The sequence below is a fragment of the Pseudomonas sp. genome (assembly GCF_050739775.1).
GTDB lineage: Bacteria > Pseudomonadota > Gammaproteobacteria > Pseudomonadales > Pseudomonadaceae > Aquipseudomonas.
The window spans coordinates 30,689-45,221 of the sequence record NZ_JBOICA010000024.1; the positions used below are offsets into that span (position 1 = coordinate 30,689).

The following is a 14,533-nucleotide window of genomic DNA, read 5'->3' on the forward strand; positions in this document are numbered from 1 at the left end:
TCATTTGAACGCCACCTCCCTGGCTGACCCTGCTGATTCCTGGAGTTTTTCCTTGGGTTTGTCGTGGATTGGGTTAAGGTTTATAGGTCCGCTTGACGTCAGCGCGCGGATTTAGCGCAGGCACCGGACTTGAGCGCACTATGGGACAGCAAAACCTGTACCAGTATTTTTCACTGAACCTTCGCCAGCGCTCGCGACTCGAAATAGCTACACACCATTAGGGAGAGCCCCATGACCAGCAAATCGGCAAAGACTGCTCAAGACGTATTGATGGCTGACTTCCAGGCTTTGGTTCGTGACACCGAAAAACTGCTGGAGCACACCGCTACCCTGGCCGGCGATCAGGCCGACGAGTTACGTAGCCAGATCCATGACAGCCTGGTTCGTGCCCGGGAAACCCTGCAGCAAACCCAGGATACTGTCCGTGAACGCGGCCAGGAAGCCCTGAGCGCGACTGAAAACTATGTGCAGAGCAACCCTTGGCAATCGATCGGGATCGCCGCCGGGGTCGGTTTCCTGATCGGCTTGCTGGCTAGTCGGCGCTGAGGTTCTGGGCATGGAAAGCGAATCGATCGGCGCCAATGGCGCGTCGGGCAAACGCCTGGGCGCCGCCGTACTCGGCCTGCTCCACGGTCATGTCGAGCTGTTCGGCATTGAGCTGCAGGAACAGAAAGCGCGCACCCTGAGCCTGCTGTTGTTTGCCGGCTTGGCGCTGGTGTTTGCCCTGCTGTTGCTGGTCGCCGTTTCGGGGCTGGTGCTGGTGCTGCTGTGGGACAGCTATCGCCTGGCCGGGGTCATCGGCCTGTGTGTGTTCTATGGCTTGGCGGCACTGTTCTGTGGGCTGCGCCTCAAAGCTGCGGTGTACGACGAATCGTCACCCTTCAGTTCGACCCTCGAAGAACTAGCCAAGGATCGGGAGCGTCTGTTGCCATGAGCCTGCCTGAAATACCGAACACTACCAGCCGGCGTGAATTGCGCAAGGCGCTGGTGCGTCTGCGCCTGGAAATGCACCGCCAGGAAATCCGCCATGAGTCTGGACAGTTGCTCAATCCCCTGACCCGTCTGCGCGCCATGGGCGATAGCCTGCAAGGTGGGCTGGGGATCAAGCATGCGCCGTTGTGGGGAATCGGTGCGGTGGTGGTGCTGGGCTTTCTGACCGGCAAGGGCGCCAAAAGCGGCGGCCTGAGTCGGATGATCCGCTTGGGCAGCAGCCTGCTACCGTTGCTCAAGCTGGTCATGCAGGGGGCTGCCAACAAGCGCTGAGGATCTGGGTAAGCATTCCATTAGATAGACTTGCAGCTGTTGCGCCGACACGGGAAGCTAGGCACCTGCCCCCTGTATCGGAGAACTGGCCTTGGACTGGCACACCCTGCTTACCCGCGAACGTCTCGGCAAGACCCTGCACAGCCCTGAAGAGCTGGGCCGCAGCCCCTTCCACAAGGACCATGACCGGATCATTTTCTCCGGCGCCTTCCGTCGCCTGGGGCGCAAGACCCAGGTGCACCCGGTATCCAGCAACGATCATATCCACACACGCCTGACCCATTCGCTGGAAGTCAGCTGTGTCGGCCGCTCACTGGGCATGCGTGTCGGTGAAACCCTGCGCGAAAAACTGCCCCAATGGTGCGAGCCGAGCGATCTTGGCATGGTCGTGCAATCGGCTTGCCTGGCCCACGATATCGGCAATCCGCCCTTCGGCCACTCCGGTGAAGATGCCATCCGCCACTGGTTCCAGCAGGCCGCCGGGCGCGGCTGGCTCGACGCCATGACGGACGCCGAGCGTGCCGACTTTCTCAATTTCGAAGGCAACGCCCAAGGCTTTCGGGTACTGACCCAACTGGAGTACCACCAGTTCGATGGGGGCACGCGCTTGACCTACGCAACCCTCGGCACGTACCTGAAGTACCCCTGGACTGCCCGTCATGCCGACGCGCTGGGCTACAAGAAACACAAATTTGGCTGCTATCAGAGCGAACTGCCACTGCTCGAGCAGATTGCCCGCAAACTCGGCCTGCCACAAATTGAGGAACAACGCTGGGCCCGGCACCCCCTGGTGTACCTGATGGAAGCCGCCGACGACATCTGCTACGCCCTGATCGACCTCGAAGACGGCCTGGAAATGGACCTGCTCGACTATCCGGAGGTGGAGTCGCTATTGCTGAGCCTGGTAGGTGACGACCTGCCGGAAACCTATCGCCAACTCGGGCCGGGCGATTCGCGCCGGCGCAAGCTGGCCATTCTGCGCGGCAAAGCCATCGAGCACCTGACCAACGCCGCCGCCCGCGCCTTTGTCGAACAACAGGATGCGTTACTGTCGGGGCAACTGCATGGCGATCTGGTCGAGCACATGCACGGCCCGGCCAAACGCTGCGTCCTGCAGGCCAAGGATATGGCACGCAAAAAAATATTCCAGGACAAACGCAAGACGCTCCATGAGATCGGCGCCTATACCACCCTCGAAATCCTGCTCAACTCCTTCTGCGGCGCAGCACTTGAGCAACACGGTGGCCGCACGCCGTCGTTCAAGAGCCGGCGCATCCTCGACCTGCTCGGTAACAATGCCCCCAATCCTTGCGCGCCGCTGCATACGTCGTTCCTGCGCATGATCGACTTCATTGCCGGCATGACAGACAGCTATGCCAGTGAAATGGCGCGGGAAATGACGGGGCACTCAAGCCCGGTTTGACCGGGCAACCCGTTAGCAAGGTGTGGGAACCCATAGCGGTATCAAACCTGGCTACTTGTTCTCGCACCTCGCTGTAGGAGAAAAAATACAAAATGCAGAAATATTAAACAAACTAACCAAACAGAAACACAAAGTTACCAATAGCGGCCTATACAGCAATAGTATGAAACAAGACTTGTAGTCCTCCCCTTAACTTAAGGTCGGAAATTTCCTATATAGCACTAACCTCCCTTTGTGTTCATGTGCGACCTGTTCTATCTACGTTAATGTGCCTACTTCATCTCTGGCACCTTATCTGGAACGTTCAACATGCACTCTGTATTCATCATCGACGATCACCCGGTCATCCGCCTGGCGGTACGCATGCTCCTGGAGAATGAAGGCTATCGCGTGGCCGGAGAGTCGGACAATGGCGTCGACGCCATGCAAATGGTCCGCGAATGCCTGCCGGACCTGGTCATCCTCGATATCAGCATCCCACGGCTCGATGGCCTGGAAGTGCTGTCGCGCTTCCACGCCATGTCCATTCCGCTAAAAATCCTGGTACTTACCGCACAATCGCCCGCGCTGTTTGCCGTTCGCTGCATGCACTCCGGCGCCGCCGGTTATGTATGCAAACAGGAAGACCTGAGCGAACTGCTCAGCGCAATCAAGGCGGTGTTGTCGGGTTACAATTACTTCCCCAGTCAAGCCATCAATAATCTGCACCCTCATGGTGATGAACACTGCGAGCTGGAGCTGTTCAAGCAAGTCAATGATCGGGAGTTGATGGTACTGCAACTCTTTGCCCAAGGCAGGAGCAATAAGGAAATCGCCCAGGGCATGTTTCTCAGCAACAAGACTGTCAGCACCTACAAGAAGCGCTTGATGCAGAAGCTCAAGGCCAAGTCGCTGGTCGAACTCATTGAAATGGCCAAACGCAATGCTCTGGTTTGAGCCGGGCCATGCCTAGCCGCATCCGCTTTTGTTGCCTGTGCAGCGTCCTGGCCTGCCTGTGCCTGCTATCGACGGCACGCGCCGACGTAGTTCAGGCCAGCCAGTACACGTTGCTCAGCCGTTCCCAGCCGGCGAGCATGAACCTCTCGCTGAGCGCAGCGCAACGACGCTGGATCGAACGCAAAGGGCAATTGCTGCTGGGTACTTCGGCACCGGATTATCCGCCCTTCGACATGACCGCCAGCGGTCGCGACTACGAGGGCCTGACCGCGGACGTTGCTGGCATACTGGGGAACACCCTGGGCTTGCCGATTCAGGTACGACGCTTTGCCAGCCGCCAGGACGCGGTGAGGGCCCTGACTCTGGGGCAGATAGACCTGCTCGGCAGCGCCAATGGTTTCGAGGCCGCCACACCGGGTGTGGTGCTTTCCAGACCCTACGCGGTAGATCAACCGGTTCTGGTGACCCGTGAGAACGAAAAACGCCCCCTTGATACCGGCCTGGCTGGCATGCGCCTGAGCATGGTGTACCACTACCTGCCGCTTGCAGAGGTGCGGGCCAACTACCCCAAGGCAACGATCCAGGCCTACCCCTCCTACCAGAATGCCCTCAATGCTGTCGCGTTCGATCAGGCCGATGTTTTTCTCGGCGATACCATTTCCACTCATTACCTGATCAACCAGGGCCATCTGCAGAACGTCAAGATGGCTAACTTTGGCAAACACGAGCCGGTCGGCTTCAGCTTCGCCGTACAGCAAAGCAACCTCCCCCTGCTGCAATTGATCAATGCCACACTCGACAACCTCTCAAGCAATACCCGAGAAAACATCTTCAAACGTTGGAGTGCCGGCAGCGACGTACTGCTGACTGACCGCAAACTGCAGCTCTCACAACACGAAGAACGCTGGCTGAGCAAGCACCCGGTAGTACGGGTAGTGGTCAACGAAACCGCAGCACCGCTGACATTCTTCGATAACGCCGGTAATTTTCGCGGAATTGCCGCCGACCTGCTCGAGCTGATTCGCTTGCGCACCGGCTTGCGCTTTGAAGTACAGCGCGCCAGTGGTATCAGTGACATGATCGATCGCTTGAACCATGACCGGGCCGATGTGATTGCCGCCATCTCTCCCAGCAAGCGCCGGGAAAGCACCCTGATCATCAGTCGCCCATACCTGGAAAACTCCTACGTGCTGGTGACCCGAACGGGAGCGGACCAACCTGCCTCCCTGGAGCAATTGCCGGGCCGACGCGTAGCCCTGACCCGCGACAGCCCTCTGCTCGACAGCTTGCGTGCACGCGTGGCCGGCATCGAGTTGGTGGAGACCGAAAGCACCGCTCAATCCACCTCGTTGCTCGCCAGCGGCCGGGTCGACGCTGCCATCACTGCGTTGATCAGCGCCAACTTCAGCCTGGCGTCCCAGCATGGGCTGGCCATTCGTGCCTCGGTTGGCGCCGAACCCGCGACCTTTTCCATGGCTACCGCCCGGCACGCCCAGGAACTGGCGTCGATCCTGGACAAGGCACTACTGAGTATCGCGCCGGAAGAGCTGGGCATCATCAACAGCCGTTGGCGTGGCTACAGCACCGACACCGACGCCTACTGGAGCAAGTACCATCAGCTGGTCCTGCAAGTCGTACTGGGCACCGGCGTGCTACTTTTGTTGTCACTGGCCTGGAATGCCTGGATGCGCCGCCAGATCAAGCAACGCGAGGCCGCCGAGCGCGCCCTTGGTGACCAGCTCGAATTCATGCGCGCGCTGCTCAACGGCACGCCTCACCCCATATACGTGCGTGATCGCGAAGGGTTGCTGCAAAGTTGCAACGACAGCTACCTGGAGGCGGTTCAGTTGCAGCTTGATGAAGTTCTGGGTATGCGCCTGCAGGATGGCGCGCTGGGTGACAGCTGCTATGCCAGCCAGATCCAGGCCGACTACCAACAGGTGATGCGCGAGGGCGTGCCACTGATCGTAGACCGCCCGCTGCTGCTCAACAACAGGGCAATGACCATTTACCACTGGATCCTGCCCTACCGAAACTCGCTGGGAGAAGTCCAGGGCATCATCGGCGGCTGGATCGATATCAGCGAACGGCGCCAACTGATTCAGGACCTGAGACAAGCCAAACAGCAGGCCGATGACGCCAACCGGGCCAAGAGCACCTTCCTGGCAACCATCAGCCATGAGATCCGCACCCCGATGAACGCCATCCTCGGCATGCTCGAACTGACCCTCGAGAAAGCCACTCGAGGCCAACTGGACCGAACGGCAGTCAAGGTGGCCTACAGTTCGGCCAAGGACCTGCTGGCCTTGATCGGCGACATACTCGACATCGCCCGCATCGAATCCGGGCACCTGACCCTGGCGCCGGAACGCGTCAGTCTGGCGGAACTGGTCGAGTCTGTCGGGCGGGTATTCGATGGCCTGGCACGCCAGAAAGACCTGCACCTGATGATCCGCATCGCACCCAGCGCACGTGTCGACGTACGATTGGATCCACTGCGCGTCAAACAAATTCTTTCGAACCTGGTCAGCAATGCCATCAAGTTCACCGAGCGGGGGCAGATCATCATCAACCTGACCCTGGAACCTGGCCCCGAGCCGGACCTTGCCAATCTCGAATTGACCGTACAGGACAGCGGCATCGGCATTCGCGAACAGGACCAACAACGCCTGTTCCTGCCCTTCGCCCAAGCCAACCCCGACAGCAAGCTGGCGCGCAGCGGTACGGGCCTGGGCCTGGCGATCAGTCGCGACCTGTGCCAACTCATGGGCGGTAGCCTGACCTTGCACAGTGTGTTTGGCCAGGGCACCTGCGTGCATATCCGCATGCCGCTGACGCTCATGACCAGCCAGCCCCGAGTACCCGCTTCGATCCCCGAACCCTGCATAGCCGTTGCCGCGCTGAATGTACTGGTGGTCGATGACCATCCCGCCAATCTGTTGCTACTGACCCAGCAACTGAACTACCTGGGGTTGCAGCACCGCAGTGTCGACAATGGCCTGGAGGGCCTGGAGCTGTGGCGGCGAGAGGCATTCGACGTGCTGATCCTCGACTGCAACATGCCAGGCATGAATGGCTACCAACTCGCACAGGCAGTGCGCGCTGACGAAAGCGAACTGCAATGGCCACGCAGCACCATCCTTGGCTACACCGCCAATGCCCAGCCCGAAGTCCGTGAACAATGCCAGCAGGCCGGCATGGATGACTGCCTGCTCAAGCCAATCAGCCTCAAGGCCCTGGGACAGCGCCTCGCCAGGGTACAACCACTGCCCCTGCGCACTTCTCCCACCCATTCGAGCCTATTCGACCTGCAGGGCCTGGAGCCTGTGGTGGGTAACAGCGCCGCCGATCTGCAAGCATTGCTAAAGCAGCTTCAGCATAGTTTTAGTAAGGACCGGCTAGCCCTGGAGGAGCTCGACCCAACGCTACAATCCCAGCAGTTGCAGGACGAAGCCCATCGCATTCTCGGCGCTGCCCGGATTATTCAGGCCAGCACCCTGATCGATGCCTGCCAACAGCTGGAATCAGGCTGCCAGGCGAACGCGCCAACACCCATGCTCGAATTTCACCAGCAACAGGTGGTGGCGGCCTTGGCGGCAGTGGAGCAGGCACTGGAACAACACTTGCACCAAGGTGGCTCAGCCAGCGCTACGGCACAGGCAGGCTGAAAACAAAACGGCGGCCACTGGGGCCGCCGTTTCATCTAGCATCAGGCAACCGGATTGATCGGCTGTTCTGGATGCCAGGCGTCCAGCAGCGGGCTAACCTCGACGCGGGTCAACTCGTTGCGAGCTTTGAGCCAGCTTTCAACGGTAGCGCGTTGTTCTTCGCTGACCGAGCCACGCTTGGCCAGGCAAACCAGACCGAAGTCGTCGCCACCAACATAGTCCAGGCCATTGGCGTCCATGGCTTCGGTCAGGAAGGCATCGAGGAAGGCATCAACGGCTTCGTCGGTCAGGTCTTCCTTGAAGTCCAGGTTCAACTCAAAACCCAGCTCCTGGAATTCATCCACACAGAGTTTTTTGCGCAGACGGCGGGAACGGTTAGTGGCCATGAAACAATCCTCTTGAGTAATAACGCGGCGCACTTTACCAGTTTCGCCGCAGGGCTGCCGGAATAAAAGCCGACAAGCCACCCTGTCGCACTGCCCCACAGGCCTGCGCCTTGGGGCATAATGCGCGCTATATTTTCGTACCGGGGCCTTCATCTTTCCTTGCTCCGTTTTTTTCACCCCTCGCTTGCAGGGTTTTATTGCACATGATCAGATCTTTACGCCCTCTTCTGCTTGCCGGCCTGCTCCTGCCCGTTGCGTTGCCTTCCCAGGCCGCGGCCGTCAACACCACGCTGCCAGCCAAAGTCCAGCAAGCGCTGAAAACCAATAAATTGCAGGACTCGGCGCTGTCGCTGGTGATGCTGCCGCTCAACGGTCCAGGCACGCCAACCGTGTTCAACGCCGATGTGTCGGTCAATCCAGCCTCGACCATGAAGCTGGTCACCACCTATGCGGCGCTGGAGCTGCTCGGCCCGACCCACCAGTGGAAGACCGAGTTCTACAGCGATGGCCCGCTACGTAACGGCACTCTGCAGGGCAACCTCTACCTCAAGGGCGGCGGTGACCCGAAGCTGAACATGGAAAAACTCTGGCTGTTGATGCGCGACCTGCGCGCCAATGGCGTGCAAACCATCAGCGGCGACCTGGTGCTCGACCGCAGCCATTTCGTCCAACCCGTACTCCCCCAGTTCAATGATGACGGTGGTGACGAAAACAAACCCTTCCTGGTCAAGCCCGACTCGTTGTTGATCAACCTCAAGGCCCTGCGCTTTGTCGCCCGCAACGACAGTGGCAAGGTGCTGGTATCGGTTGAACCACCGATTGCCAACATCCGCATCGATAACCAGGTCAAGGCGGTCAACAGCAAGCAATGCACAGGCGACGTGCGCTACAACCCGGTGCCCCAGGCTGACGGCGTCACCGTCGTGGTCAGCGGCCAGCTGGGTGATGGCTGCAACTCGCAGACCTACCTGTCGCTGCTCGACCACCCGAGCTATGCCGCAGGCGCGGTACGGGCCATATGGAACGAGCTGGGTGGCACCATCCAGGGCCGCGACCGGATCGACAGCGTACCGAAAAGTGCCCGCCTGCTGGCACGCGCTTTCTCGCCGGACCTGGTCGAGATCATTCGCGACATCAACAAATACAGTAACAACACCATGGCCCAACAGTTGTTCCTGAGCCTGGGCGCGCAGTTCCGCACCGATGCCGATGGCGACGACGCCCGAGCGGCGCAACGCGTGGTACGCCAATGGCTGGCGAAAAAGGGCATCACTGCACCGCACCTGATCATGGAGAACGGCTCCGGATTGTCCCGCGCCGAACGGGTCAGCACCCGGGAAATGGCTGCCTTGCTGCAAGCTGCCTGGAAAAGCCCCTACGCCGCCGAATTCATCAGTTCAATGCCGCTGGTAGGCATGGATGGCACCATGCGCAAGCGGCTCAAGCGCACCGCCATGACCGGTGAGGCCCATATCAAGACCGGCACCCTGAATACCGTCCGCGCCATTGCCGGGTACAGTCGCGACAGCAACGGTAACACCTGGGCCGTAGCGGCGATCCTCAACGACCCGAAACCCTGGGGTGCCTCAGCCGTGCTCGACCAAGTGCTGCTGGACCTGTATCGCCAGCCGAAACTGGTCAACAGCACCGCGGCCGTTGCGCCCTGAGCGCTCAGGGCAGTTCTGCCTCGACCCGGTCGCGGCCTGCCTGTTTGGCCGCATAGACGCCAGAGTCGGCGCGTAGCAACAAGGCATCGGCGCCCTCCCCCGGGCGCCAGCCGGCCACGCCAAAACTTGCAGTGACCTTCCCGACGCCCTCCACCAGCACACTGCGCACCCCCTGCCACAACTCCATGGCCAGCGAGTGCGCCTGATCGGTGTTACTGCCGGGGCACAACACCATGAACTCTTCCCCTCCCAGACGACAGAACACATCGGTACGCCGCAGGCGGTGACTGATCCGCTGGCACAGACAGCGCAACACATGGTCACCCACGGCATGCCCGAACTGGTCGTTGATTCGCTTGAAATGGTCGATATCCAGCATGATTACCGCCAGGTCCAGTTGCTCGCGCTGGGCGCGCTCAAGCTCGGCCTTCAAACGCTCCTGGAAATAGCGCCGGTTATGGATACCGGTCAGCGAGTCGGTCACCGACAGCGCCCGTAGCTCTTCTTCGACACGTTTCAGATCGGAGATATCCGTCAAGTAGCCGTGCCACAGCGTGCTGCCATCCTCGTCCGGCTCAGGGGTCGCTTCCCCCCGTACCCAGCGCTGGCCTGCCAGTGGCAGCAGCACCCGATACTCTTCACGCCAGGGTGTCAGGTGCTCAGCTGAGTAGCGGATCGAGCTGCGCACACGCAGGAGGTCATCCGGATGGATGCGCTCAAATACCGCGGTAGCATCCTGGCGCAACAGCTCAAGCTCGATCTCATAGATATCACGCAAGCCTTCACTGGCGTAGCTGAAGCAAGAACTGCCATCCGCACGCAGGCGAAACTGATAGATACCGCCAGGCACCTCGGCACTGAGCTTCTCCAGCAAGCGGTCACGGGCCGCCAAGGCTTCATGCACCCGTTTGCGCTCAGTGACATCGATACAGATCGCCAGGTGGCCGACCCACAAGCCATGTTCATCGAGCACTGCCGTCACCAGCATGTTGGCCAGCAAATGGCTGCCGTCCTTGCGCCGCAGCGTCCACTCGCCCGCCTCGTTGCCGCCCTCTTGGACGGTTTGCGCGAACATCGCCTGGGCTGGAGTGACTTCGCGACCATAACGCTGGCTCAAGTCATGGGCCCGCTGTTGCAGCTCATGGGGCCAGACCAGCGCCTCGAGCGTGAGGCTGCCCACTGCTTCGCCACTGCTGTAGCCGAGCATGCGTTCGGCCCCAGCGTTGAACGTGCTGATTACGCCACGCAGGCTGGTGGCGATAATCGCGACCTGAGTCGCGGCATCCAGCACGCTGCGCAGCTGGTTGTGGGTATCACGCAAGGATTGCTCACTGATGCGCAGCTCGCCAGTGCGCTGCTCGACCAGCGTCAAGGCGCGCTGGCGCTGACTGAACAGACTGAACAGCAAGGCACTGAGCAACACACTGAGCAGCCCGCCGAGAGACATCACAGCGGTGACTGCCGAAGACCGGTTGGCCTGCATGAAAGCCAGGCTTGGACGGATATCGAGCTGATAGTCATGATCGGCCAGGTGCAACAGATAACTGGCAGCCAGAGGCGAGGACGTACCCTGATTGTCCGACTGGAATAGCACCTCGTGCTGGCCGTCCGGCCCGGTCAGGTCGCGAATACGCACCACCAGGTTGTCCTGAACAGCAGTGGGCAAACCCTCGGCCATCAGCTGGCGCATGCTGATCACCGCCATGACATAGCCTTGCGGTTCAGGGCCGGGATCGCGTGGCGCGAACACCGGTGCCACCATCAACACACCGCGGTCATACGCAGGTTCCACATCCACAAGGTTCAACGGCGCAGATACGGCCATGCTGCCAGGTTTGGCGGCACGCTGCAGGGTATCCTGTCGCGGGGCTTGGGAAAGCAGGTCCAGACCAAGCGGTTGGCGCTGAAGGCTCAATGCCTGGGTAAACAGCACCGGGTAGTACACCGGGCGCACGGGGGATGCGTGCAAACTGCCATTATCGGTCAGTTGCTGAATTTCGTAGGGATGGCCAAGGACCTGGCTCGCGCGCTGCTCGAACGCATGGCGTGTCGGCCCCGGCACCCGCGGCGCCCAGGAATAGGCCTGGGTGCGATACAGCAAGGGCCGCGCATAACCGTTGAACTCTTCGCGGGTGATCTCAATGGCAAAGACGAAAAACCGGCGCAGCCCATCCAGGCGCTGCACCTGATCCTCGAAGCGTTCTTCGATACGACTGTAACGCTCACTGGCCAGCAACTCGAAGCGTTGGCGCAACTGTTGCTGGTACAACGCGTAGGTTGCCAGCGCCAACACAGCGGTCAACAGTCCGCCGGCCACCAATGCCACAAGGGCAGCCAGCCAGGCGGGCACTTCTTCGCTGACAAAGCCGAGCACTTTTGGACGGACGCCATGCATCGACATAGTAGATAACACTCATAACGCCAGCATGCAGCGTTTCCCAAGCCCTCTCTCAGTTATAGCTATTAGCCACTAATGAAGCAATCTGCCGCCTGAGAGAGGATTGCACTCAACGCGCTTGAAGGCGCCATGCCCGATGAATCTTGCTGTTGCGAGCAAAGTCCGGATCCAGGGTCTGCGCAGTGATTTCCTCTACCGCATAACGCTCAGCCAGACGTTCGTCGAGCTGGAACTTGCGGAAGTTGTTGGAGAAATACAGCACGCCGCCTGGCGCCAGCCGTGCTATTGCCAGATCGAGCAACTCGACATGATCACGCTGGACGTCGAATACACCTTCCATGCGCTTGGAGTTGGAGAAGGTCGGTGGATCGATAAAGATCAGCTCGAACTCGTCACGACACGCTTGCAGCCAGGCCATGACATCACCCTGCTCCAGCCGGTTCTTGTCAGAGAAACCATTGAGCGACAGGTTGCGCCGCGCCCAGTCCAGATAGGTACGTGACAAGTCAACGCTGGTGGTGCTGCGCGCGCCCCCCTTGGCCGCGTGAACACTGGCGGTCGCGGTGTAGCAGAACAGATTGAGGAAGCGCTTGCCGGCCGCCTCGCGCTGGATGCGCATGCGCATCGGCCGGTGGTCGAGGAACAGGCCGGTGTCCAGGTAATCGGTCAGGTTGACCAGCAACTTGACGCCACCTTCGCTGACTTCCAGGAACTGACCCTGAGTGCTCTGGCGCTCGTACTGGCGGGTACCGCTCTGACGCTCGCGACGCTTGACCACCACGCGGCTCTGGTCGATGCCCAGTGCTTGGGGAATCGCGGCCAGGGCATCGAACAGGCGGGCCTGGGCCTTCTCCGGATCAACCGAACGGGGTGCGGCGTACTCCTGGACGTGTACCCAGTCCTGATACAAGTCGATGGCCAGGGCGTACTCAGGCATGTCGGCGTCATACAGGCGGTAGCAACTGACCTGTTCGCGCTTGGCCCACTTGCCCAGTTGCTTGAGGTTCTTCTGCAGGCGATTGGCGAACATCTGCCCGCCTTCGCTCAAGCGCGCCGGCTCGCTGGCGACGGCTGCAGGTGAACGCTGATCTTCATTGCCTTGGGCATCACGCTCAGGCTGACGGCGTTCGCCGGTCACGAACTGGTCAGGCTGGACCTTGATCAGCAGCAGCTTGCACGGCAGAGCGCCGTTCCAGAAAGCGTACTGTTTGTGGCTACGAATGCCCATGCGCTTGCCCAGGTCCGGGGCGCCAGTAAACACCGCCGCTTCCCAGTTCAGGCACGACTGACGCAGGCGCTCGCCGAGGTTCTGATAGAGATACAGCAGACTGGCTTCATCACCCAGACGCTCACCATAGGGCGGGTTGCAGATCACCAGGCCCTTCTGGTTCTGGTCTGGACGTGGCTCGAAACTGCCCACCTCGCCCTGGTAGATTTTCACCCAGTCGCTCAGGCCGGCACGCTCGACGTTGTTGCGACCCGGCTGGATCAGTCGTGGATCGGCCTCGTAGCCACGAATCCACAACGGTGGACGGGCAAGGCCGGCCTGCGCCCGCGCCTGCGCTTCGTCATGCAGCTTGCGCCACAGCGCCGGCACGTGGCCAAGCCAGGCACTGAAACCCCAGCGTTCACGCTTGAGGTTGGGAGCGATATCAGCGGCGATCATCGCCGCTTCCACCAGGAAGGTACCCACACCGCACATCGGGTCAGCCAGCGCCCCGCCTTCGGCGGCAATGCGCGGCCAGCCGGCACGAATCAGCACGGCGGCGGCAAGGTTTTCCTTGAGCGGCGCAGCGCCCTGCTGCAGGCGGTAACCGCGCTGGTGCAGACTGTGACCGGACAGGTCCAGGGACAGGATCGCTTCACCGCGATCCAGACGCAGGTGCACGCGCAAATCCGGATTGAGCTTGTCAACCGACGGACGCTCGCCATCGCGGGTACGCAGCTTGTCGACGATGGCATCCTTGACCTTCAGCGCACCAAAATGGGTGTTGTCGATACCCGAGCCATGGCCACTGAACTCCACAGCCAGCGAACCGCTGGCCTCCAGGTGGTCCTGCCATTCGACATCGTGCACACCATCGTACAAGTCGTCGGCGTTCTTCATGTTGAAGCGCTTGAGCACCAGCAGCACACGGTTGCCCAGGCGCGACCAAAGACACAACCGGTAGGCGGTTTCCATGTCGGCCGAGCCGCGAATCGCCGAGGTGTGTTCGCGCACCTCTTCAAGGCCCAGGCCTCGAGCCTCTTCGGCGAGCAGTCCTTCAAGGCCTTTAGGGCAGGTTAGGTAGAGTTCGAAACGGTCCGACATGAGGTATCCAGTGCCTTGAGCAATAAGTGGAGGGCAAGCGCATCGCCCTTCCGATGTTTAATCGAACGCCTTTCCAGCAAGCGTTCGAATGGCACCGCGATGGGTACCGGGCCACCCGGGCAACCCGATCTTTTGCCAAGGGCAGAAAGATGTTGGATCGCCGGGCAGAATGAAAATTTCACGACTGGCAGAGGGAAAAATGACCCTTCGTCGTATTGACTGCCTTGTTACAAATTATCACCCGGCAATAGCCAAGTGACTTCAATTCTTATCAAACCCTGATCATAGCGGGCTTTGCGTCAAATCCTGCTCAGACGCATTTATTTACTTATCCTGTGACCCTAGGAAAGGTTACGTCCTTATGACAAAACGATCATTCACACTGTGTCGCGCATTGGTTAGAACTCATCTCAGGTTGTCACCGCAATGGGACAGCACTTTCGCTCGCGACGCCGGCAGCGAGCGCAAACCGGCAGAACGA

10 protein-coding genes are annotated in these 14,533 nt (G+C 60.2%); 7 read left to right on the top strand and 3 right to left on the bottom strand.

The genetic code is table 11. The annotated features are described in order from the left end of the window. Positions 1–231: 231 nt before the first annotated feature. The 6 genes from ACRESH_RS14250 (at position 232) to ACRESH_RS14275 (ending at position 7,290) form a co-directional block, all read left to right on the top strand. Positions 232–546, top strand: coding sequence for a DUF883 family protein (locus ACRESH_RS14250; protein ID WP_431742602.1), 315 nt, complete (start codon positions 232–234; stop codon positions 544–546). A gap of 10 nt (positions 547–556) precedes the next feature. Continuing rightward, positions 557–934, top strand: coding sequence for a phage holin family protein (locus tag ACRESH_RS14255; protein ID WP_431742603.1), 378 nt, complete (start codon positions 557–559; stop codon positions 932–934). After that, a complete protein-coding gene (locus ACRESH_RS14260; protein WP_431742604.1) occupies positions 931–1,263 on the top strand; it encodes a hypothetical protein in 333 nt (110 codons plus the stop codon). Before ACRESH_RS14255 ends, ACRESH_RS14260 begins: the two co-directional genes overlap by 4 nt. Before the next feature lie 91 nt (positions 1,264–1,354). Continuing rightward, on the top strand, positions 1,355–2,686 hold the full coding sequence (locus tag ACRESH_RS14265) for a deoxyguanosinetriphosphate triphosphohydrolase (protein ID WP_431742605.1): 1,332 nt from the start codon (positions 1,355–1,357) through the stop codon (positions 2,684–2,686). Between the two features lie 309 nt (positions 2,687–2,995). Then, entirely contained in the window at positions 2,996–3,622 is a 627-nt protein-coding gene (locus ACRESH_RS14270) for a response regulator (protein WP_431742606.1), read from the top strand. Between the two features lie 8 nt (positions 3,623–3,630). Then, positions 3,631–7,290, top strand: a complete 3,660-nt coding sequence (locus tag ACRESH_RS14275) for a transporter substrate-binding domain-containing protein (RefSeq protein WP_431742607.1) — start codon at positions 3,631–3,633, stop codon at positions 7,288–7,290. A 41-nt stretch (positions 7,291–7,331) separates the two neighbouring features. Here ACRESH_RS14275 and ACRESH_RS14280 read toward each other — a convergent pair whose 3' ends face one another. Further along, positions 7,332–7,676 carry a YggL family protein gene (locus tag ACRESH_RS14280; RefSeq protein WP_431742608.1) on the bottom strand — a complete coding sequence of 115 codons (345 nt, stop codon included), beginning with the start codon at positions 7,674–7,676 and terminating at the stop codon, positions 7,332–7,334. A gap of 203 nt (positions 7,677–7,879) precedes the next feature. Here ACRESH_RS14280 and dacB point away from each other — a divergent pair, with 203 nt between their 5' ends. After that, the gene (dacB, locus tag ACRESH_RS14285) at positions 7,880–9,343 is read left to right on the top strand and encodes a D-alanyl-D-alanine carboxypeptidase/D-alanyl-D-alanine endopeptidase (protein WP_431742609.1); all 1,464 of its coding nucleotides are present in this window, start codon (positions 7,880–7,882) and stop codon (positions 9,341–9,343) included. A 4-nt stretch (positions 9,344–9,347) separates the two neighbouring features. Here the strand turns inward: dacB and ACRESH_RS14290 are convergent, their stop codons facing one another. Then, positions 9,348–11,744 carry a sensor domain-containing diguanylate cyclase gene (locus ACRESH_RS14290; RefSeq protein ID WP_431742610.1) on the bottom strand — a complete coding sequence of 799 codons (2,397 nt, stop codon included), beginning with the start codon at positions 11,742–11,744 and terminating at the stop codon, positions 9,348–9,350. 106 nt (positions 11,745–11,850) lie between these two features. Continuing rightward, the gene (rlmKL, locus tag ACRESH_RS14295) at positions 11,851–14,052 is read right to left on the bottom strand and encodes a bifunctional 23S rRNA (guanine(2069)-N(7))-methyltransferase RlmK/23S rRNA (guanine(2445)-N(2))-methyltransferase RlmL (protein ID WP_431742611.1); all 2,202 of its coding nucleotides are present in this window, start codon (positions 14,050–14,052) and stop codon (positions 11,851–11,853) included. Between the last annotated feature and the right edge of the window lie 481 nt (positions 14,053–14,533).